Annotated in this window: 13 protein-coding genes and 1 tRNA gene; 10 read left to right on the top strand and 4 right to left on the bottom strand. The window is 70.3% G+C overall.

Annotated elements, in window-relative coordinates; all coding sequences use genetic code 11:
* The first annotated feature begins 16 nt into the window (after nt 1-16).
* The 3 genes from IU476_RS08555 to IU476_RS08545 are packed head-to-tail and all read left to right on the top strand — an operon-like array spanning nt 17 to nt 3,140.
* The gene (locus IU476_RS08555) at nt 17-1,705 is read left to right on the top strand and encodes a replication initiator (protein WP_228823333.1); all 1,689 of its coding nucleotides are present in this window, start codon (nt 17-19) and stop codon (nt 1,703-1,705) included.
* A gap of 14 nt (nt 1,706-1,719) precedes the next feature.
* Complete coding sequence (locus IU476_RS08550) at nt 1,720-1,929, top strand: helix-turn-helix transcriptional regulator (RefSeq protein WP_195098400.1); 210 nt, start codon at nt 1,720-1,722, stop codon at nt 1,927-1,929.
* On the top strand, nt 1,926-3,140 hold the full coding sequence (locus tag IU476_RS08545) for a tyrosine-type recombinase/integrase (protein WP_324193937.1): 1,215 nt from the start codon (nt 1,926-1,928) through the stop codon (nt 3,138-3,140). The genes IU476_RS08550 and IU476_RS08545 overlap by 4 nt, the downstream gene beginning before the upstream one ends.
* Nucleotides 3,141-3,156: 16 nt before the next feature.
* Here IU476_RS08545 and IU476_RS08540 read toward each other — a convergent pair.
* A tRNA-Arg gene (locus IU476_RS08540) sits at nt 3,157-3,229 on the bottom strand.
* A 256-nt stretch (nt 3,230-3,485) separates the two neighbouring features.
* Complete coding sequence (locus tag IU476_RS08535; protein ID WP_195098398.1) at nt 3,486-4,955, bottom strand: flavin-containing monooxygenase; 1,470 nt, start codon at nt 4,953-4,955, stop codon at nt 3,486-3,488.
* 543 nt (nt 4,956-5,498) lie between these two features.
* Between IU476_RS08535 and IU476_RS08530 the strand changes: the two genes are divergently transcribed.
* From IU476_RS08530 to IU476_RS08515, 4 genes are all read left to right on the top strand, one after another.
* The gene (locus IU476_RS08530) at nt 5,499-7,133 is read left to right on the top strand and encodes a long-chain fatty acid--CoA ligase (protein WP_195098396.1); all 1,635 of its coding nucleotides are present in this window, start codon (nt 5,499-5,501) and stop codon (nt 7,131-7,133) included.
* A 97-nt stretch (nt 7,134-7,230) separates the two neighbouring features.
* Nucleotides 7,231-7,701 (top strand): YiiD C-terminal domain-containing protein, encoded by a 471-nt coding sequence (locus IU476_RS08525; protein ID WP_195098394.1) that lies wholly within the window; start codon nt 7,231-7,233, stop codon nt 7,699-7,701.
* A 144-nt stretch (nt 7,702-7,845) separates the two neighbouring features.
* Nucleotides 7,846-9,462: an acyl-CoA synthetase gene (locus IU476_RS08520; protein WP_195098392.1), complete on the top strand. Its 1,617-nt coding sequence runs from the start codon at nt 7,846-7,848 to the stop codon at nt 9,460-9,462.
* A gap of 109 nt (nt 9,463-9,571) precedes the next feature.
* Nucleotides 9,572-9,949 (top strand): DUF2255 family protein, encoded by a 378-nt coding sequence (locus tag IU476_RS08515; protein ID WP_195098390.1) that lies wholly within the window; start codon nt 9,572-9,574, stop codon nt 9,947-9,949.
* Nucleotides 9,950-10,015: 66 nt separating this feature from the next.
* On the opposite strand, the gene IU476_RS08510 is transcribed toward IU476_RS08515, so the two are convergent.
* A complete protein-coding gene (locus IU476_RS08510; RefSeq protein WP_195098389.1) occupies nt 10,016-10,408 on the bottom strand; it encodes an SCO5389 family protein in 393 nt (130 codons plus the stop codon).
* Nucleotides 10,409-10,465: 57 nt separating this feature from the next.
* Entirely contained in the window at nt 10,466-11,545 is a 1,080-nt protein-coding gene (locus tag IU476_RS08505; RefSeq protein WP_195098387.1) for a nitronate monooxygenase, read from the bottom strand.
* Between the two features lie 190 nt (nt 11,546-11,735).
* Here IU476_RS08505 and IU476_RS08500 point away from each other — a divergent pair, with 190 nt between their 5' ends.
* From IU476_RS08500 to IU476_RS08490, 3 genes are all read left to right on the top strand, one after another.
* Nucleotides 11,736-12,599: a M23 family metallopeptidase gene (locus tag IU476_RS08500; RefSeq protein WP_228823332.1), complete on the top strand. Its 864-nt coding sequence runs from the start codon at nt 11,736-11,738 to the stop codon at nt 12,597-12,599.
* 77 nt (nt 12,600-12,676) lie between these two features.
* Nucleotides 12,677-13,636, top strand: a complete 960-nt coding sequence (locus IU476_RS36750) for a helix-turn-helix transcriptional regulator (protein ID WP_267466401.1) — start codon at nt 12,677-12,679, stop codon at nt 13,634-13,636.
* 192 nt (nt 13,637-13,828) lie between these two features.
* Complete coding sequence (locus tag IU476_RS08490; protein WP_195098383.1) at nt 13,829-21,202, top strand: non-ribosomal peptide synthetase; 7,374 nt, start codon at nt 13,829-13,831, stop codon at nt 21,200-21,202.
* Nucleotides 21,203-21,350: the final 148 nt, after the last annotated feature.

Raw genomic sequence — 21,350 nt, 5'->3', positions numbered from 1 at the left:
CGAGGGAGGCCAGACCATGACAGACAACCCGACTGCCACCGGTACGGCCTCCCTCGGCCGTGTCCGCGAAACCGCCGCCGACCGCCGCGCGATCCCGAACCTGTACGAAATCGCCCAGGTCGCTGCCGACAAGCACGGCGAGTGCCGCCGGCCGATCCCGATGTACACCTACGACCCCGACACTCGGACGTCGAAATATGTTGGTGCGCCGTGCAAGTCGACGCTCGAGAGCGTGTGCCCGTCGTGTGCGGCGAAGGCTCGCGCGTTGCGGGTGCAGCAGGCGCACGAGGGCTGGCACATCGAGACCGAACCGGTCGACCCCGAGCGGACCCCGACCGGGCAACAGCTCGAGCTGGTCGAAACCCGCGCCCGGCTGATGGACGACTACCAGCAAGCCAAGGCGCGCGGCGACCAGGACGACATGGACGGCATCCGGGAAGTGGTGGCCGATCTGGATGCGGAGCTGCGGGCTACCGGTGTGCGCGGGCGTCTTCCGGCGCTGGATCCCGCGCCGAAATCGGAGCGCAAACGGTCGACCCGCCGCCGCCAGGACGTCCCGGACCTGCCGCGCAAGAAGGTCGACAAGTCCACCATCGGCCGCCAGTACGCGGGCAAGTACCGGCCCTCGACGTTCCTCACCGTGACCCTGCCCTCCTACGGCAAGGTGTTCCCGGACGGCTCGCCGGTCGACCCGGACAGCTACGACTACCAGCGCGCGGCACGCGACATCATGTTCTTCCCAGCGCTGTTCGACCGCCTGGTGCAGAACTACCGGCGCGCGACCGGGCGTGACATCCAGTACTTCGCCACGGTCGAACCCCAGCGTCGCGGTGCCCCGCACATTCACCTGGCGAGTCGCGGTACCGACCCCAAGGCGCTTGTTCGGCAGATCGTGGCCGCGACCTACCACCAGGTGTGGTGGCCGCACTTCGACCCGGACAACGAGCGCTACAGCGACGGGCACATGCCGCGCTGGGACTATTCGGCCGGCCGTTTCGTCGACCCGGACCAGGCCGACCCGGAAACCGGGGGAGCGGTGGCGTTGCCTACGTGGGACGAGGTGATGGACCGCATGGATGAGGTGGACCACCTCGAGCCCGCGCACGTGGTCCGGTTCGGTGCGCAGGTGGATGTGAAGGGTGTGCTCGGTGGCACCCAGGAAGCCTCGCGGCACGTCGGCTACCTGACCAAGTACCTCACCAAGTCGATCAGTGAGGTGGTCGAGCCCAAGACTTCGCGGGCGGCCGACCACTACGACCGGCTGCATGCCGAGCTGCTGCGGACTCCGTGCTCTCCGCAGTGCGGGGTGTGGTTGCGCTACGGCATCGCACCGAAGGGCGCCAGTGACAAGACGGTGCCGGGTCGCTGCAAGGGCAAAGCCCACCGCCGCGAAACCCTCGGCCTGCGCGGCCGCCGCGTGCTGGTGTCTCGCCGCTGGACCGGGAAGACGCTGCCCGACCACAAGGCCGACCGCGCCGAATTCGTTCGGCAACTCCTGGCCCAGGTCGGCATTCAGAAACCCGACACGTCCCGGCTGATCGTGAAACCCGCCGAACCGGGCGACAAGAACGTGCCGCCGCGAGAGCACCTGATCATGGCCGCCGTGGCTCAACGGCTGAAATGGCGAGCCGAGTACGAAACCGCCCGGCTGAGCGCTAGTCCACCTGACCCGCAACAACTTTCGGCAACACCGATCGCGGCATAGAGAGGGAGAAGGCAATGAGCAACGACGAGACGGACACCTATCTGCGGGCCAAGGACTGCGAGCGGTTGACCGGTATTCCTGAGGCCACTTGGCGCTGGTGGGCACACGTGGGACGTGGCCCGGCCAGTTTCAAGCTCGGTGCCCGGCGGCGCGTCTGGCGCAAGTCCGTTGTCTTGGCGTGGATCGAGGAACAGGAAGCTGCGGCGCTTCGTGATGTGGCGTGAGCGGGATACGCCGGAATCGCCGTGCGGGTGTCGAAGACCTCTGGACCAAGGAGGAACGGCAGCCTGACGGCACGGTGTCACGTGTTCCGTCCAAGCTGCACGGCAAGGGAAAGCGTTGGCGCGCAAGGTATGTCGACGGGCGCGGCCAGGAGCACACCAAGCGATTCGCCCGGAAGGTCGACGCGCAATCGTGGCTGGATGGGCAGACAGCGGCGGTGGTCAGCGGGGTTCATGCTCCGCCTGCTGCGGGGCGGGTGGCTGTCGAGGTGGTGGCGAAATCCTGGTTGGACGGTCATCCGTCGTGGGAGGAGTCGACCCGTTCGCGGTACAAGTCGGTTGTCGAGGGCCACATCCTGCCTCGCTGGGGCAACGTTCGCCTGGCCGACCTCGCGCACGAGGATATTCAGGAGTGGGTCAACGAGCAGGTGAAGGCGGGCGCTGCCGGTGGCACCGTACGCAAGAACCTTGGTGTGTTCTCCCAGATCTGCGACCACGCGGTGATCACCCGGCGTATCGCCGTGAATCCCTGTGGGACCGTGGATCGACCCAAGCAACGCCTTGCCAAGCGCCGGTACCTCTCGGGTGTGGAGGTCGAGCGGCTGGCTGAGCACGCTGGCGGTAACTGGCTGACGGTGATGGTGCTCGCCTATTGCGGTCTCCGGTTCGCGGAGCTGGCTGGCTTGCAGGTGTCGGCTGTGTCCTTGCAGCGTCGGCGGCTACAGATCGAGCGCACCATCACCGAGGTGGACGGTGTGCTGGTCACTAAGGCCCCGAAGGATCACCAGCGCCGTAGCGTGCCGTTCCCGGCGTTCCTGGCTGAACCGCTGACTGAGCACCTGAAGGGCCGTCGTCCCGACACCGAGGTGTTCACGTCTCCGCAAGGCGCTGTGCTGCGGGTGCGGAACATGCGTCGTTCCTGGTGGAATGCGGCGGCGAAGGCGGCTGGGCTGGAAGGCTTCACCCCGCACGAGATGCGCCACACGGCCGCGTCGCTCGCGGTGTCGCAAGGTGCGTCGGTGCTGGCACTGCAACGGATGCTGGGCCACGACAAGCCGAGCACCACGCTGGATTTCTATGCCGACCTGTTCGACGACGATCTCGAGGACGTGGCTGCTCGTCTCGATGCCGCGCGTACCGACTTCGCCACTGCGTACTCACTGCGTACCGACCGCGTTGTGGAGCTTGACGAGCAGGAACGGAAGTCGGCCTGACCTGCGGCAATTCTTGTGCCCCCGGCAGGATTCGAACCTGCGACACCCGCTTTAGGAGAGCGGTGCTCTATCCCCTGAGCTACGAGGGCTGGTCGGACGACTGTGTGGTCCGGCTTGGGCGGAGTCTACCGGGTGGGGGTGGGATCAGGGGCATTGTGGCGGCGGGCTGTGGCTGCGGCGGCTTGGTGGGGCCTCTGCGTGCTGTGATTCCGGTTGTCCTGTCCGGGCGTACCGGTTCGCGGGCCGCGCCGCGGGTGCGGGAGCTAGTGAGGGAGGGGTGGGGTGGTGCGGGGGAGGTTGGGTGTTCCGCGGCGCCACCCCTGGTGACACTCGGAGGAAGGCTGGTCAGGCGGTGGTCGCCACCCCAACCTCGTACTCCTCCGGAACGAACCGCCGGGTCTTCCAGCGGTAGAGCACCGTAGCCCCCGGCCAGTTGTTGGTGATCCGCCCGGAGGCGTTGCGGTACCAGCTGGAGCAGAAATTCCACGGCGTGTCTTTGAGGCGGTTTTGGAGCCAGGCGTCCCAGGACTGTTCGGCGGTGGGGCGGGGGGAGAGGTAGTGGCCGGGGTGGGTGGATAGGTGGTGGATGGCTTGGCGGATGTAGCGGGCCTGGGATTCGAGCATGTAGATGATGGAGCCGGAGCCTACGTTGGTGTTGGGGCCGTACATCATGAAGAGGTTGGGGAAGTGGGGGACCGCGATGCCGAGGTAGGCGCGGGCGCCTTCGGGGGACCATACGTCGGAGAGTTTGCGGCCGCCGAGGCCGTAGATGTTCATGGGGGCGAGGAATTCGGTGCCCTTGAAGCCGGTGCCGTAGATGATGACGTCGACCTCGTGGTCGACGCCGTCGGTGGTGCGGATTCCGGTGGGGGTGACGGCCTCGATGCCGGTGGTCTCGACGGTGACGTTGGGCTGGGCCAGGGCGGGGAAGTACTCGTTGGAGAACAGGCCGCGTTTGCAGCCGGGGGCGTAGTCGGGGGTGAGCTTCGCGCGCAGCACGGGGTCGGAAACCTGTTGGGCGCGATGGCGATCGGCGAGGGCGACGACCGGCTTCTTCATCGCGGGGATGTCGGTGAGCGCCAGCGCCAGCACCTCGAACAGGCTCCAGATCGCGAAGCGTTCGGCGAGGCGGCTGGGCGGGAAGTACTTGAACAGGGCGTGATGCCTTGCGCTGTACTCGGTGTCGAACTTCGGCAGCACCCAGGCGGCCGACCGCTGGAACAGCGTGAGGTGTGCGACCTGCGGCTGGATGCGCGGAATGTATTGGATGGCACTGGCTCCCGTGCCGATGCAGGCGACCCGTTTGCCGGTGAGGTCGACGCCGTGGTCCCACTCGGCGGAGTGGAACGCCGGGCCGGTGAAGGTGTCGATGCCGGGGATGTTCGGCATCGCCGGCCGTGACAGCTGGCCCACCGCCGGGATCAGGACGTCGGTGGTCAGGGTGGCGCCGTCGGCGGTGCGCACCTGCCAGACGCCTTGGCGCTCATCGAATTCGGCGTCGGTGACCTCGGTGCCGAACCGGATCTTCGCGGGCACGCCGTGTTCGACGGCCACCTCGCGCATGTAGGCGTGGATGTCGGCCTGTTCCGAAAAGCGCCGCGGCCAATCGGATTTCGGCGCGTAGGACCACGAGTACAGCGGTGACGGGACGTCGCAGGCCGCGCCCGGGTAGGTGTTCTCGCGCCACACGCCGCCGAGATCCTCGGCCTTCTCCAGGATGGTGAAGTCGTCGATGCCGGCGCGCTGCAACTCCAGCGCCATGCCGAGGCCGGCGAATCCGGCGCCGATGATGAGGATGGACGGCGTGCGAGTCATATCCCGAGGCTAAGTCTTTCCCAGCGCTGACGCGAAGAGATCTGCGGACAGGAAATCCATATTTTCGGCCAGGCATTCCGGGACTTCCCGCAGGTCGTGGCGCTGGGGACGATCGGGCGAGCCGCTGCGACCGGGAGTCGGCCGCGGCCGTCCGTCATTCCGACTGGACAGGTGACAGAGAGAATCTCTACTATTTCCAACTAGGAAATTGCTCCAAATAGCCTGTCCTGGTGCGGGTTTGGTGATCCGACGATGCCGCAGGGGGCGTCGTCGACCATCGCCGTCCCGCATCGGGCAGTCTGCCGGTCGGTTGCTCTGCGTCGGGTGTCGCCGACCGGCAGTGGCGGCTGCGCGTGACGAGGTGGGGTTCGTCGCGCGCAGCCGTCTTTTTCCGCCGGTTCCCCGCCTGTCTCGTGTTCGCGCTGCTCGCGCCGCGTGTTGTCGTGGGGCGCAGAGTTCGCGGACGCGGTTACCGGCGAGTTCGGTTTCGGCTATCCTCGCGGCAGATGTGACCTCGTTCACTGGTGAGGAGTGGCGGTTCAGATGTTGAGCACAATGCAGGACGAGCAGTTGTCGCTGGCGACCTTGCTGCGCTACGCGACGACGTTCCACGGCGAGGCGACGGTGTCGACGTGGACCGGCGACGGCGTGCGCACCACGACCTACCGGGAACTCGGGGTGCAGTGCGCGCAGCTGGCGAACGCGCTGCGCGGCCTGGGCATCGGCGAGGGCGACCGGGTCGCCACCTTCATGTGGAACAACACCGAGCACATGGCCGCCTACGCCGCCGTGCCGGCGATGGGCGCGGTGCTGCACGCGCTCAACATCCGGCTGTTCCCGGAGCAGCTGGTCTACGTGGCCAACCACGCCGAGGACCAGGTGGTGATCGTCGACGGGTCGCTGGTGCCGATGTTCGCCCGGTACTTGCCGGAGCTGCGCACGGTGCGGCACGTGATCGTCGCCAACGGCGACGCCGCGAGCCTGACCGCCCCGGCCGGCGTGCAGGTGCACTCCTACGCGGAACTGCTTGCCGCGCAACCGGAAACCTACGACTACCCGGTGATCGACGAGCGTTCGGCGGCCGGCATGTGCTACACCTCCGGCACCACCGGCGACCCGAAGGGCGTGGTCTACTCGCACCGCTCGAACTGGCTGCACGCCATGCAGGTGGTCTCGCCGAACAGCATGGGCTTCACCGCCGCGGACACCGTGCTGACGATCGTGCCGCTGTTCCACGCCAATTCGTGGGGAATTCCCTACGCCGCCATGATGACCGGCACCAGCCTGCTGATGCCCGACCGCTTCCTGCAACCCGCGCCGCTGTTGCAGATGATGGCCGCCGAGAAGCCGACCTTCGCCGCCGCCGTGCCCACCATCTGGGGCGGCGTGCTGGCCGGTCTCGAGGCGCAGCCGCAGGACATTTCGCACCTGCGCACGTGTGTGGTCGGCGGGTCGGCGGTGCCGCCGGCGATGATGCGGGCCTTCCAGGAGAAGCACGGCGTGCGACTGCTGCACGCTTGGGGGATGACCGAGACCTCGCCGCTGGGCAGCGTCGCGCATCCGCCCGCGGAGGCGGTCGGCGACGCGGAGTGGGACTACCGCTACACCCAGGGCCGCTTCCCGGCCTCGGTGCAGGCCCGGCTGGTCGGCGACGACGGGTCGGTGCTGCCCAACGACGGAGAAGCGCTGGGGGAGTTGGAGGTTCGCGGGCCCTGGATCACCGGCTCGTACTACTCGCCCGAGGGCGCGGTGGTGGATCCGGACAAGTTCCACGACGGCTGGCTGCGCACCGGCGACGTCGGCAAGATCAGCCCGAACGGCTATCTGACGCTGGTCGACCGCTCCAAGGACGTGATCAAGTCCGGCGGCGAATGGATCTCCTCGGTGGATCTGGAGAACGCGATCATGGGGCATCCGGCCGTGGCCGAGGCCTCGGTGATCGGCATCCCCGACGAGAAGTGGGACGAGCGGCCGCTGGTGGCGGTTGTGTTCAAGGAGGGCGCCACCGCCGAACCGGCCGAGTTGCGGGACTTCCTCGCCGACAAGTTCGCCAAGTGGCAGCTGCCCGAACACTGGACGGTCATCGACGAGGTGCCCAAGACCAGCGTCGGCAAGTTCGACAAGAAGCGGCTGCGGGCGCGCTACGCCGACGGCGAGCTGAAGGTCACGACCCTGTAGTTCCCGACGCTGTTGGCAGGCCGTCAACAGGATGTCGTACGCTGGGCGCACCGGTCGACGGCCGGTGCACGCGGTGGTGCGCACGAAGGGATGACTCATGGCCGAGACGAGCAGCGACGCCCCGGCGTTCGCGGACATGGTGAACGGGGCGCTGGAGTTCACGATTCCGATCGCGCACAAGATGGGTGTCAAGGCGCTCGAGGTGCGGCCCGGCTTCGCCGCGACCACGGTGCCGATCGAGGGCAACGGCAACCACTTCGGCGTCATGTACGCGGGTGTGCTGTTCACCGTGGCCGAGATCCTGGGCGGCGCGATCCCGATCGCCACCTTCGACAACGCGAAGTACTACCCGCTGGTCAAGGACTTGCAGATCTTCTTCCGCAAGCCCGCCAAGACCGACGTGCGGGCGACGGCGGAGCTGTCGGAGGCCGAGATCGCGCGCATCGTCGCCGACGCCGAGGCGAACGGCAAGGCCGACTTCGCGCTGAACGCGACCGTGACCGACGCCGACGGTGTGGTGGTCGCGGAGACGAAGGGGCTGTATCAGCTGCGCGCGCACGGGAAGTAGCCGTCGCGGATGGGGTGGGCGGGCGTGCGCACCGGGGGTTAACCTGGGGGCGCATGCCACAGGCGGGTGGACGAGGAGGTCCGGCATGGTTGCTGTTCGTGCGTGTACTGCCGGAGATTCCTACTGCGGCAAGGGGGTTGGCGCATGACGGTGAATCTGCTGCGGACGCTGGGCGTCCGGGTGTGGACCGAGCTGGAATATCTGTGGCTGTGCGTGGGCAGCGGCGTGGTCGGGATCGAGTCGCCGCTGCCGCTGCTGGCCGCGGGCACCGAGATGCTGCGGCACGGCGGTCTGCCTGCGCTGCTGCGACTTTCGGCCGGCCGCTACGGCGAGCGCACCGCCGTCGTCGACGAGCTGGGCGCGCTGAGCTACCGCGAGCTCGACGACCGCTCGAACCGGCTGGCCAACGAGTGGCGCAAGCGCGGACTGCGTTCCGGTGAGGGCGTGGCGATTCTGGCGCGCAACCATCGCGGATTGCTGGACGCGATGTTCGCCGCCGCCAAGTGTGGCGCCCGAATCATCCTGTTGAACACCGACTTCGCGGGTCCGCAGCTGCGCGACGTGACCGCCCGCGAGGGCGCGGACCTGCTGGTCTACGACGAGGAGTACGAGCCGATCCTCGGTGACGTCAGCCCGCGGCGCGGCGCGTACCGGGCCTGGACCGACACCAGCCATCCGAGCAGCCTGGAGTCCCTGATCGCCGCGGGTTCGCCCGCGTCGCCGCCCGCGACCGGGCCGGGCTCCCGGATCGTCCTGCTGACCAGCGGCACCACCGGCACCCCGAAGGGCGCGGCCCGCTCCGAGCCGCGCTCGCTGGAGCCGCTGGGCGCGATCCTGAGCAAGGTCCCGTTCCGCGCCCGCGAGGTGACCGAATGCCCGGCGCCGCTGTTCCACACCCTCGGCTTCGCGATGTCGTTGCTGGCCATCGGATTCGGCTCCACGCTGGTGATCCGCCGCCGCTTCGATCCGCAGCAGGTGATCGACAGCATGTCCCGCCACCGCGCGACCGCGCTGATCGCTGTGCCCGTCATGCTGGCCCGCATCGCCGATCTCGGGCCGCAGGCGCTGACCGGGCGGGATCTGTCCCGGCTGCGCATCGTGTTCGTGGCCGGGTCGCAGCTCGGCGCCGATCTGTGCCGCCGGGTGACGGCGCTGTTCGGCCCGGTGGTCTACAACCTCTACGGCTCCACCGAGGTCGCCTACGCCACCGTCGCCACCCCGGGCGACCTCGCCGAGGAGCCGGGCTGCGTGGGCCGCCCGGTGCTCGGCGCGGTGGTGAAGATCCTCGACGACCGCGGCGAGGAGGTGCCGGCGGGGGTGTCCGGGCGCATCTTCGTCACCAACGCCGCGCAGTTCGAGGGCTACACCGGCGGGGGCGGCAAGGAGCGCGTCCGCGGCCTGATGTCCACCGGCGACGTCGGCCACTTCGATTCCGCCGGAAGGCTTTTCATCGACGGCCGGGACGACGACATGATCGTCTCCGGCGGCGAGAACGTCTTCCCGGGCGAGGTCGAGGAATTGCTCAACGCGCACCGGGGAATTCGCGAGGCCGCAGTGATCGGCGTCGCCGACGACGACTTCGGCGCGCGGCTGCGGGCCTTCGTCGTGCGCGACGACGACACCCTCACCGCCGAGCACGTCAAGGCGTACGTGAAGGCCAATCTGGCGCGCTACAAGGTCCCCCGCGACGTCGTCTTCCTCGGCGAACTGCCGCGCAACCCGACCGGCAAGGTGCTCAAGCGCATGCTGCAGGAACTCTGACCGTCCTCGGACCGTTCGGTACGGATCGGCCGGTGTCGCAGCCGGGACCCGCGGTGTCGACAGGGAACAATGCTTCCCAGCTCACCAGCGGGACCCGGAAGGAGACGCGATGGCGAAGTGGACGGCCGACGAACTGACCAGGATCGCGGAGACCGAAGAACTGCAGCTGGCCGCCGCGGGGCGGGACGGCACCCTGCGCATGCCGGTGACGATCTGGGTGGTGCGCCACGGCCGCGACCTCTATGTGCGCTCGGTCAACGGCCCCGACTCGACGTGGTTCCGGGCGGCCCGGGACAGCGGACGCGGGCGGATCCGGGCCGGGAGCATCGATCGGAACGTCACCTTCGCCGACGCCGACCACACCCTCGACGACGCCGTCGACGGCGAGTACGCGACGAAGTATCAGCGCTACGCCGCCAGCATCATCGCCGAGATCACCAGCGCCAAGGCGCGTTCCACGACGCTGCGGCTACTCCCGCGCGACTGACGGGCGGCCCGGTACGCGAAACCGGCGCGGGCGCAACGCATCGCCCGCGCCGGTCGGCGTATTCGACTAGCAGTTACGCAGTTCCGGGCTCTGGTTGAGCAACTGCGCGCGGGTGGAGATGAACCGCGTGTAGGTCTCGCCACCGACCTCCGACAGCGGGAACGCCGCTACCCGGTGGCAATTCTGGAACGCGATCTTCACCCCGAAGTGCCGCTCGAGGCCGCCCCGGATGGAGTCCGACGCCATGGCGCGCAGCAGCTGGCCGCGGGCCGCCTCGTCCGGGGGAGCCACCTGGTTGTCGGCGAATTCCGCTGTGCCGGAACGCAGATCGGCTGCCACTCGGCTGACCACCTCATAGGCGTAGGGCAGCGAGTTGCGGACACACTCGACGAACTCCTCGTCCGAGACCTCGCCGCGTTCGGCGCGCTCGAGTAGTGCGGTGGGAACGTCCAATGACATAGCGCTCTCCTCGTGGGATGGCGGATGATGTCATCCGATTCTAAACGAAAAACGTTGTCAACAAACCTGGATTGTGCGCGAATGTGCCAGTTTCAGAGCGTCTTTCGTCGCGGCGGACAGCGCGCGCACCAGTTCGGCGGCCGGTAACGCGCTGGTCAGCGTATGTGTCTGGCCCGCCCAGAGGTTCACCGCGTCGGCGTTGCCCGCGGCGCGCGCCTGCTTGCGCAACGGCCCCGTGGCGTAATGGATTTCGGGATAGGCGGCGGGCGCGTCCGGGTGGTCGAGGATGAACTCGTTGCGCAGCCCGCGGGCCCGGCGGCCGCTGAAGGCGCGGGTGAGCATGGTCGGCGCGTCGATGGCCAGGGCGTCGCGGTGCAGTTGCGCGGTGCCGGCCTCCGGGCAGTTCAGGAACGCCGTGCCCAGTTGCGCGGCGGCGGCGCCGGCGGCCAGCACGGCGGCGATGCCCGCGCCCGTCGCGATGCCGCCCGCCGCCACCACCGGCACGTCGGTGGCGGCCGTGAGCAGTTGCAGCAGTGCGAGGGTCGAGAGCGGGTCGGCCGCGTCGTCGTCGGGGCGGTCGACGAAGGTGCCGCGGTGCCCGCCGGCCTCGGCGCCCTGGGCGATCAGCGCGTCCGCGCCCGCCTCGACGGCGATGCGGGCCTCGGCCACCGAGGTGACCGTCACCCAGACCTCGGTGCCGACCGCGCGCAGGCGGTCCACCTTGCTCGCCGCCGGGCAGCCGAAGGTGAACGACGCCACCGCCACCGGGTCGGTGACCAGGACGTCGAGTTTGGCGTCCCAGTCGTCGGTGTCGAAGCGGGCCTCGCCGAGCGGGTAGCGGCGGCCGATCCGTTCCAGGTACGCGGCGAAGTGCTCGGGCGGTGTGGGCGCGCCGGGCACGAACAGGTTCACGCCGAACGCGCGTGCGCCCGGCGGCGTCTCGCCGTCCGCGCGCACGCCGTCGAGCAGGCCGCGGGTGCGCACCATCCGGTCGGCGAGATCGCCCGCGCTCAGGTAGCCGGCGGCGAGGAAGCCCAGCCCGCCGGCGGCCGTCACCGCGACGGCGAGTTCGGGCGTGGACGGGCCGCCGGCCATCGGCGCCAGCACGATCGGAGTCCGCAAGTCGTCGAGGATCACAGGTCCAGTCTGGCGTATGTAACAGCCGACCAGAACGCGGATACCGCGATCACCTGGACTTTCTCCCGAGAAGGTTGCGAAAAGGTCACGACGGAGTACAGTTTCCGTCACGGCGTATGCCGAATCGTTACCGAAATCGAGGTTTCGAATCGGCGCCGCCATCCGAAGTTGATCGACGCTAGGACGAACCTTGCCGCAGCACCGTGAGACCTCCAGTTCGATATCTGTCAAGGAATTGCTCGGAGATGGTGTTGCCGGTCGTCCGACCCGGCATCGCGCCGAGCCGCGCACCGGCGACCGGATGAAGCTGGTGGCCAGCGCGGCTGTCGCCACCGGGGCCATCGTCGGCACCGCGGCCCAGCTCGCGCACGCCGCGCCGCTGCTGCCGGTCGGCCATGACAGCAACAACGGCGACGCCATCGCGCTCGACACCGTGTCCGAGCCGGCCGCCGAGGTGAAGCAGGCCGTCGCCGCGCCCGCGCCCGCGCCGGGCCCGGTCCTCGAGCCGGAGGTGCAGGCCACCCCGGTCGCCGCGCCGCTGCCGCCCGCCCCGTTCGGTCTGCAGAATCTGCCGCCGGAGGTCGCCGGTCCGCTCGCGCAGGCCGAGCAGGTCATCAAGGGCCTGCAGAACCAGGTCGCCCCGGCGCCCGCGGTCCGCCCCGTGGCGGGCGTGGTGAGTTCCGACTTCGGTTCGCGCTGGGGCGCTTTCCACTACGGCGTCGATTTCGCCGACGCCATCGGCAGCCCGATCCACTCGGTGGAGAACGGCACCGTCATCGAGGCCGGGCCGGCCTCCGGCTTCGGCCTGTGGGTGCGGGTCAAGCACGACGACGGCACCACCGCGGTCTACGGCCACGTCAACGACATCCTCGCCCACGTCGGCCAGCGGGTGAACGCCGGCGACGTGATCGCCACGGTCGGCAACCGCGGCAACTCCACCGGCCCGCACCTGCACCTCGAGATCTGGGACCCGAACGACGTCAAGATCGATCCCACGCCCTATCTGGCCAGCAAGGGCGTCATCCTGTCGCAGCAGTCATGGGGACCCCAGTAATCGTCGCGGGTGTCAGCGGTCGTGTTCGGGCGCGACCGGCGGTTGTGGGGGCTGGTGGTGTGACGGGTTTACACGAATTGTTCGACTCCAGATCCCTGCACGGCCGGGCCTACGCGGCACTCGTGCAACACCCGCGCTGCAGCCTCGCCGAGCTGGCGTCCTACCTGGAATGTTCGCCCGAGGTGGCCGAGGCCTCCCTCGACCGGCTGTGCGAACTCCAGGCCGCCGTCCGCATCGACACCAACGGCACCAGCGTCTGGGACGCCCACGCTCCCGAGGCCCTGTCCGAGGCCGAGTCCCGCCGCCGCCAGGCCGACACCGCCCGCATGCACGCCGCCGCCGCGCGGCTGGGCGAGACCTTCCGCTCGGTGCGCCGCACCGCGCGTGGCGGCGGCACCATCGTGCCGATGTACGAAACCCGGGAACTGATCGCCGAATTCGAGGACCTGCAGCGGTCCGCGCGCGGCAGTGTGCGGCTGGTCGAGCGCGGTCCCTTCGTGGCCGACCTCGACAAGGCCGAGCGGCTGTTCGAGCTGAAGTCCGCGCGCATCGATGCCGGTGTCCGCTACCAGACCCTGTACCAGGACACCATCTACCAGGACCCCGACCGGTTGCGGTACGCGCTGTCCACCAATGCCGCCGGGGCGCAGGCGCGTACGCTGCCCGACCCGCCGCTGAAGGTGATGATCGCCGACGGCGAGCGGGCCAGCCTGATGCTGCACAACGACGAGCGCCGCGGCGACCCGATGGGCCTGCGCATCGGCCCCTCCCCCACGCTGGACCTGCTGGTGCACACCTTCGACGTGCTGTGGTCGCTGGCCGCGCCGATCTCGGTGAACCCGGACGAGCCGCTGGACGAGCGCGACCGCGCCATCCTGACCCTGATGGGCCTGGGCGCCACCGACGACACCATCGCGCGCCGGCTCGGCATGTCGCGGCGCACGGTGGTGCGCCGCACCGCGAGCCTGCTGGAGCGGCTCGGCGCGAGCACCCGCTTCCAGGCCGGTGTGCAGGCGATCCGCCGCGGCTGGCTGTAAGGCGCTGTGACTCAGGTCACCGAATTCGCCTCCTTGCGCAACGAGGGGGCACCCTCGTACCGATGAGTACAGGGAGCTCGCGCGGACGCCGCCGTGCACCGCGACCCCTATATGATTGCCCGGACCGTGCGAGGGCCGCCGATACCGTTCGGCCGTGCGGACCTGCTGGACGCGAGAGGTGAATGCACTCGAATGGAAACTGCCCGCCGTTCCGCTCGTGGAGGCCGTCGTCGTCGGTCGGGCGGCCCGCTCTTCGGACAGCTGCTCACCGCCGCGGTGGAGTCCGCCGCCGACGCGGTGGCGATCCGATTCGCGGCCGTGGATCCCGCCGACGCGCGTGAGCTGACCTACCGGGAGCTGGACGAGGCTTCCTCGCGGCTGGCCCGGGAACTGATCGACCGCGGCATCGGCGCCGGCGACGTGGTCGCCATCGGCATCACCCGCTCGATCGAGTCGGTGCTGTCGGTGTGGGCGATCGCCAAGACCGGCGCGGCCTACGTGCCGGTGGACCCGACCTACCCGGCCGAGCGCATCGCGCACATGGTCTCCGATTCCGGTGCGGTGCTGGGTCTGACCACCTCGGCGCACCGGTCGGCCCTCGGCACCGGCGTGTACTGGCTGGAGCTGGACGACCCGGTGGTGCGCGAGCGGGTGGGCGCGCGGCCGTCGCATCCCATCTCCTACACCGACCGGGTGCGCACGCTCACCGAGCAGCATCCGGCCTACGTCATCTACACCTCGGGTTCGACGGGGCGGCCCAAGGGCGTCGTGGTCACCCACGTCGGGCTCGGCGCGCTGGTGGCCGCGGAGCGCGAGCACTACGGCGTCGGCGACGATTCGCGCGTCATGCACGTGTGCTCGCCGAACTTCGACGTCTCCGTGCTGGAGCTGATGCTGGCCTTCTCCTCGGGCGCGACGCTGGTGGTGTCGCCGCCGGAGGTGTTCGGCGGCTACGAGCTGGCCGATCTGCTGCGCCGCGAGCGGGCCACCCACATGCTCATCACGCCGGGCGCGCTGGAGTCGGTGGACCCGACGGGGCTCGACGACATCGAGACCGTGATGGTGATCGGCGACCGGTTCGGCCCGGAACTGGTGGGCCGCTGGGCGCGTGACGGGCGCTCGTTCGTCAACGGCTACGGCCCGACCGAGGCCACCATCCTGGTCTCCTCCGTCGCGCTGGAACCGGGCGGGCCGATCACGATCGGGTCGCCCATCCCCGGAGTCGGCCTGTTCGTGCTGGATTCGCGGTTGCGTCCGGTGCCGGCCGGGGTCGTGGGTGAGCTGTACCTATCGGGACCCGCACTGGCGCAAGGGTATCTGGGGCGGCCGGGCCTGACGGCGGGCCGGTTCGTGGCCAGCCCGTTCGGCGCGGAGACCGGCAACCCGGGGACGCGGCTGTACCGCACCGGTGACCTGGTGCGGCGCAACGAATCCGACGGCGGCATCGAATTCCTCGGGCGGTCGGACTTCCAGGTCAAGGTGCGCGGCTTCCGCATCGAACTCGGTGAGATCGACAACGCGCTGACCGAGCACCCGGACATCGACTTCGCCGCCACCCTCGGCCGGACCCTGCCGACCGGGGCCACGACGCTGGTCACCTATGTGCTGCCGCGCGCCGGAACCACCGTCGACACCGCGGAATTGGAAGAGTTCCTCGGAAAGTCGCTGCCCGCCTACATGATTCCGGCGCTGATCATGGTGCTGGACGAGATCCCGCTGACCCCGATCGGCAAGCTCGATCGCGCGCGGCTGCCCGAACCCGCCTTCGCCGCACGGGCTTTCCGGGCGCCGTCCACGCCGGTCGAGGAGATCGTCGCCGACGTGTTCGCGGCGCTGCTGGTGCCCGCGGGCCCCGCGGAGCAGCCGGATCCGGCGGCGGGCGAACCCGTCGGGGAGACCGCGCACGGCCGGGTCGGCGCGGACGACGACTTCTTCGAACTCGGCGGCAACTCGCTGCTCGCCGCCCAGGCCGCGGCACGCATCGGATCCGCGCTGGACGTGCGGGTGCCGGTGCAGCTGCTGTTCGAGGCCTCCACGGTGGCGGCGCTGGCCGAACGGGTGGAGCGGCACGCCGGGTCGGCGGCCGGGCAGCAGCTGCGGCCGATGCCGCGCCCGGAACGGATCCCGCTGTCCTACGCGCAGCAGCGCATGTGGTTCCTCAACCGCTTCGACCCGCACAGCGCCGTCAACAACATCCCGGCGGCGGTGCGGCTGACCGGCGCGCTGAACCTGGACGCGCTGCGGGCCGCCGTTCGCGACCTGGTGGAGCGGCACGAAGTGCTGCGCACCGTCTACCCGGATCTCGACGGCGAGGGCTACCAGCTGGTGCTGCCGCTCTCGGATGCCCGTGCGGTGCCGGACCTTCCGGTCGACGACGCGAGTGAGGCCGAGGTGCCCGCACTGGTCGCCGAGACGGTGACCGCCGGATTCGACGCGACCACCGCGCCGCCGGTGCGGCTGCGCGTGCTGCGGCTGGCCGCCGACGACCACGTGCTGGTGTGCGTGGTCCACCACATCGCCGGCGACGGTTTCTCGATGGGCCCGCTGACCCGCGACCTGATGACCGCCTACCTGGACCGGGTGCGCGGCGGCGCGCCCGAGTGGTCGCCGCTGGCCGTGCAGTACGCCGATTTCGCGCTGTGGCAGCGCGAAACCCTCGGCGCCGAGGACGATCCGGAATCGGTGCTGGCCCAGCAGATCGCCTACTGGCAGCAGCAGCTGGCCGCGCTCCCCGAGCAGCTGGAGCTGCCGGCCGACCGGCCGCGCCCGGCGGTCGCCACCAACCACGGCGCGACCGTCGACTTCGAGATCGACACCGCGGTGCACGCCGCCCTGAATCGCCTGGCGCACGGCAGCAATTCGACGCTGTTCATGGTCGTGCACGCCGCGCTGGCGGTGCTGCTGGCACGCTTGTCGGGTACCCGCGACATCGCGATCGGCACCCCGATCGCGGGCCGCGGCGAGGCCGAACTCGACGATCTGATCGGCATGTTCGTCAACACCTTGGTGCTGCGCACCGAGATCGACCCGGGCCAGCCGTTCGACGAGCTGCTGCGCGGCGTGCGCGGCACCGACGTGGCGGCCTTCGGGCACGCCGACGTGCCGTTCGAGCGCCTGGTGGAGCTGCTGGACCCGGTCCGGTCCGCGGCGCGCCACCCGCTGTTCCAGGTGATGCTGACCTTCCAGAACCTGGCGCCGGCCCAGCTGGAGCTGCCCGAGCTGGCGGTGTCGGGCGTGGATCTGGCGGTGCCGCTGGCCAAGTTCGACCTCCAGCTCGCGATCGCCGAGCGCATCGACGAACACAATGTGCCGCAAGGCATGTCGGCGTCGTTCACCTACGCCACCGACCTGTTCGACGAGGCCACGGTGCAGGACTTCGCCGATCGGTTCCGCCGCATCCTGAACGCGGTGGCCGCCGACGCCGCCGCGGTCGTCGGCGACATCGACGTGCTGGCGCCCGGTGAGCGCGAACTCGTGCTGCGCGAATGGAATTCGACCGGCGCCCAGGTGCCGCCGGTGACGCTGGTGGACCTGCTCGCCGCGCAGGCGCGCCGCCGTCCCGACGCGGTCGCGATCCGCTACGGCGACACCACGCTGTCCTTCGGCGAGTTGCAGCGGCGGGCCAACCGGGTGGCGCGGGCGCTGATCGCGCAGGGCGTGGGCCCGGAATCGCTGGTGGCCGTGGCGGTTCCGCGCACCGAGGAGCTGCCCGTCGCGTTGCTGGGTGTGCTGGTCGCCGGCGCCGGATACCTGCCGATCGACGTCACCTACCCGGCGCAGCGGCTGGAGTTCATGCTGTCCGACGCCGCACCCGCGTGCGTCCTGACCACCGCCGAGCAGCGGGACGCGCTGCCCGCCACCGCGGCCGGGGTGCTGCTGCTCGAGGACACCGCCGGGCACTCGGACGCGCCGGTGACCGACGCCGACCGGGTCGAGCCGCTGCGGCCGCGGAACCTGGCCTATGTCATCTACACCTCCGGATCCACGGGCGTGCCCAAGGGCGTCGGCGTCTCGCACCGCAACGTGCTCGAGCTGTTCGCCAACACCCAGCTGCTGTTCGAGTTCGACGAGACCGACGTGTGGACGCTGTTCCACTCGTTCGCCTTCGACTTCTCGGTCTGGGAGCTGTGGTGCGCGCTGGCCAACGGCGGCGCCGTGGTGGTCGTGGACTACCTCACCTCGCGGTCGCCGGAACTGTTCCGCGAGTTGCTGATTCGCGAGCAGGTCACCGTGCTGAACCAGACGCCCTCGGCGTTCTACCAGCTGGCCGAGGCCGACCGGGCCGCGCACGCCGGCGGCGACGGCAAGCTCGCGCTGCGCTACGTCGTGTTCGGCGGCGAGGCGCTGGACCTGCGGCAGCTGTCGCGCTGGTACGAGCGGCACGCCTCGGACGCGCCGCAGCTGGTGAACATGTACGGCATCACCGAGACCACGGTGCACGTGTCGTTCCTGGCCGTGGACGAGCGGCTGGCCGACATCCCCGCCAGCGTCATCGGCCGCGCGCTGCCGGGCCTGGACACCTACGTGCTCGACGACCGGCTGCACCCCGCACCGGTCGGCGTGGCCGGTGAACTGCACATCTCCGGCGAACAGCTGTCGCGCGGATACCTCGGCCGCCCCGGTCTCACGGCCACGCGGTTCGTGGCGAATCCGTTCGGCCCGGCGGGTTCTCGTATGTACCGCACCGGCGACATCGGCCGGTGGGCCGGCTTCGGCGGCGAGGCGAACCTGGAGTACGCCGGACGCAGCGACCAGCAGGTGCAGCTGCGCGGTTTCCGCATCGAACTCGGCGAGATCGAGTCGGCGCTGCTGCGGTGCGCGGGCGTGAGCCAGGCCGTCGTGGTCGTGCGCACCGACGAGCAGGCCGGTGACCGGCTGGTGGGATACGTTGTCCCAGAAGCGGGCTCGCAGCTCGACTCGGCGGCGCTGCGGTCCCGGGTGGGCGAATTCCTCACCGCCTACATGGTTCCCGACGCCGTCGTGGTGCTGGACGCGCTGCCGCTCACCCCGAACGGCAAGCTCGACCGCAAGGCGCTGCCCGCACCGGAATTCATCGGATCGGCCGCGTTCCGCGCGCCCGGCACCCCGATCGAGCAGGCGGTCGCCGACGTGTTCGGCGGGCTGCTCGGCGCGGGCGAGGTCGGCCTGGACGACGACTTCTTCGCCCTGGGCGGCAATTCGCTGCTCGCGACCCGGGCCGTGGCCCGGATCAACGAGGCCCTGGACGCGAACGTCGCCGTCCGCGAGGTGTTCGAGGCGCCGACCGTGGCCGCGCTGGCCGCACGGATCGTCCCGGGCGCCGCGGCCGGCTCGTCGCGGCCGCGGCTGGCGCCCGTGCCGCGCACCGACCGGGTCCCGCTGTCGCTCGCGCAGCAGCGGATGTGGGTCATCAACCAGCTCGACCCCGAATCCCCCTCGTACAACATCCCGTTGGCGGTGCGCCTCACCGGCGCGCTGGACGTGGCGGCGCTGAGCGCGGCCGTGACCGACGTGCTGGAGCGGCACGAGGTGCTGCGTACCCGCTACCCGGCGGGCGGTCCGGGCGGGCTGCCGTACCAGGAGATTCTGTCGGCGGCCGAGGCGCTGCCCGGCGGGCTGCCGGTGGTGGACGGGGCCGACCCGATCAGCCACATCGCCGAGCTGATGACGGCCGGTTTCGATGTGACGCAAGAGGTTCCGGTGCGCGCGTTGCTGCTGCGCAACGGCGACGACCACCTGCTGGCGATGGTGCTGCACCACATCGCGGGCGACGGCGCGTCGCTGGCGCCGCTGGCGCGCGACCTCATGACCGCCTACCTGGCGCGGGTGCGGGGCGGCGAACCCGGTTGGGCCCCACTGGAAGTCCAGTACGCCGACTTCGCGGTCTGGCAGCGCTCGGTCATCGGCACCGACGACGAACCCGACTCGATCGCCGCCCGGCAGCTGGACTACTGGCGCGGCCAGCTCGCCGGCCTCTCCGGCAGCGCGCTGCTGCCGCCGGACCGGCCGCGCCCGGCGGTGCGCTCGATGCGCGGCGGCATGGTCGGCCTCGAGGTGCCCGCGGCGGTGCACGAGGGCCTGCTGCGCGTTGCGCGCGAACACAATTCGTCGCTGTTCATGGTGGTGCACGCGGCGCTGGCGGCGCTGCTGGCCCGGCAGTCGGGCAGCGCCGACATCACCATCGGCACGCCGATCGCCGGACGCGGTGAGCGCGCGCTCGACGACCTGGTCGGCATGTTCGTCAACACGTTGGCCCTGCGCACCGGGGTGAGCACGGCCGACACCTTCGACGCGTTGGTCGAGAAGGCGCGCGAGACCGACCTCTCCGCCTTCGCCAACTCCGACATCCCGTTCGAGCGGGTGGTCGAGGTGGTGTCGCCGGGCCGCTCGGGTGAGCAGAGCCTGTTCCAGGTGATGCTGTCGTTCCAGAACACCGAGCAGCCGACCCTGGAACTGCCGGACCTGACCGTCGAGGCGCTGGACAGCGACCGGGTGGCGGCCAAGTTCGACCTGCAGGTGATCGTCGAGCCGCGGCACGACGCGGACGGTTCGCCCGCCGATCTGGTCACCGTATTGACCTATGCCACCGAGCTTTTCGACGAGTCCACGGTGCAGGCGCTGGGCCGCCGGTTCGAACGGATCCTGGCCGCGGTGGCCGCGGACCCGCAGATCCTGGTCGGCGACATCGACCTGCTGGACGAGCAGGAGCGGGCGCGGGTGCCCGCGCACCGCGCCGAACCGGCCGAGCCGGTGTCGGCCAACGGGACCGCGCTGGCGCAGGCGCTCGCGGCCGCGGTGGAGGACGACCCCGACGGGCCGGCGCTGGCGTTCGGCGAGGACGCGGTCTCCTATCAGGACCTCGGCGCTCGCTCCTCGCGGCTGGCGCGGGTGCTGATCGGGCGCGGCTGCGGTCCGGGCACGGGCGTGGCGATCCGGCTGGATCGCGGCGTCGAGGCGGCGGTCGCGGTGTGGGCGGTGCTGAAGGCCGGTGCGGCCGTGGTGCCCGTCGGCGAGGGCGCGGAACTACCAGCGTCGCTGGAGATCAAGGTCGGGCTCGCGGCCGGAGCGGCGCCGGCGGGGGCCGGCGTGGAGTGGCTGGTGCTCGACGATCCGGCCGTGGTCGCCGAGGTCGCGGGGGAGTCCGCGCGGCCGGTGACCTACGCGAACCGGACGCGGCCGCTGCGCGGGGCCGACCCGATCTTCGCGGCGGCCGATCGCACCCTGAGCTACGACCGGCTGGCGGCGGCGGTGGACCTGCTGCGGGAACGGACCGAGCTGACCTTCGAATCGCGCACGTTCCGGCAGGGCCGCGCGGATTCGCCCGCGGCGTTGCTGGAACTGGTGGCCGCCGGGGCCGCCGGGGCGACGATGGTGCTGCCGGCGGCGGCCACGAGCGAGGCGCTCGCCGACGAGTGGGTCACCCATCTGTTCGCCGACGCCGCCGGGCTCGCCGGGCTCGATCCGGAACCGCTCGAGGATCTGCGCGCCGTGGTGGTCGAGCACAGGGCCGTGCCCGCCGGATTCGGGGCCGCCGAGGTGCTGATCGCCCTCGGCGAAGTGCTGCCCGGTGATAGCGAACGGCTTTGATCTTCCATGACCCCGATCTCTGGGGCATGCGGTCACCAGTATGGATGCGCTAGGCGTGCGAACAGGGCATGATCGTGAGGTTCGAAGTAGGCATGGAGAAGGTTTCATTTTGATGTTCGGCAGACTGGCTGGCGAGCGGGGCGCGCGT

Source organism: Nocardia blacklockiae (assembly GCF_015477355.1).
GTDB classification, from domain to species: Bacteria; Actinomycetota; Actinomycetes; order Mycobacteriales; family Mycobacteriaceae; genus Nocardia; species Nocardia blacklockiae.
The sequence above is the reverse complement of the archived record's forward strand: the minus strand, read 5'-3'. Positions and strand labels throughout refer to the sequence as shown.

What these genes read in the sequence shown, in the direction of transcription:
- IU476_RS08555 (WP_228823333.1), top strand. Translation starts at nt 17, where the DNA reads ATGACAGACAACCCGACTGCCACCGGTACGGCCTCCCTCGGCCGTGTC.
- IU476_RS08550 (WP_195098400.1), top strand. Translation starts at nt 1,720, where the DNA reads ATGAGCAACGACGAGACGGACACCTATCTGCGGGCCAAGGACTGCGAG.
- IU476_RS08535 (WP_195098398.1), bottom strand. Translation starts at nt 4,955, where the DNA reads ATGACTCGCACGCCGTCCATCCTCATCATCGGCGCCGGATTCGCCGGC.
- IU476_RS08530 (WP_195098396.1), top strand. Translation starts at nt 5,499, where the DNA reads ATGTTGAGCACAATGCAGGACGAGCAGTTGTCGCTGGCGACCTTGCTG.
- IU476_RS08525 (WP_195098394.1), top strand. Translation starts at nt 7,231, where the DNA reads ATGGCCGAGACGAGCAGCGACGCCCCGGCGTTCGCGGACATGGTGAAC.
- IU476_RS08520 (WP_195098392.1), top strand. Translation starts at nt 7,846, where the DNA reads ATGACGGTGAATCTGCTGCGGACGCTGGGCGTCCGGGTGTGGACCGAG.
- IU476_RS08515 (WP_195098390.1), top strand. Translation starts at nt 9,572, where the DNA reads ATGGCGAAGTGGACGGCCGACGAACTGACCAGGATCGCGGAGACCGAA.
- IU476_RS08510 (WP_195098389.1), bottom strand. Translation starts at nt 10,408, where the DNA reads ATGTCATTGGACGTTCCCACCGCACTACTCGAGCGCGCCGAACGCGGC.
- IU476_RS08490 (WP_195098383.1), top strand. Translation starts at nt 13,829, where the DNA reads ATGGAAACTGCCCGCCGTTCCGCTCGTGGAGGCCGTCGTCGTCGGTCG.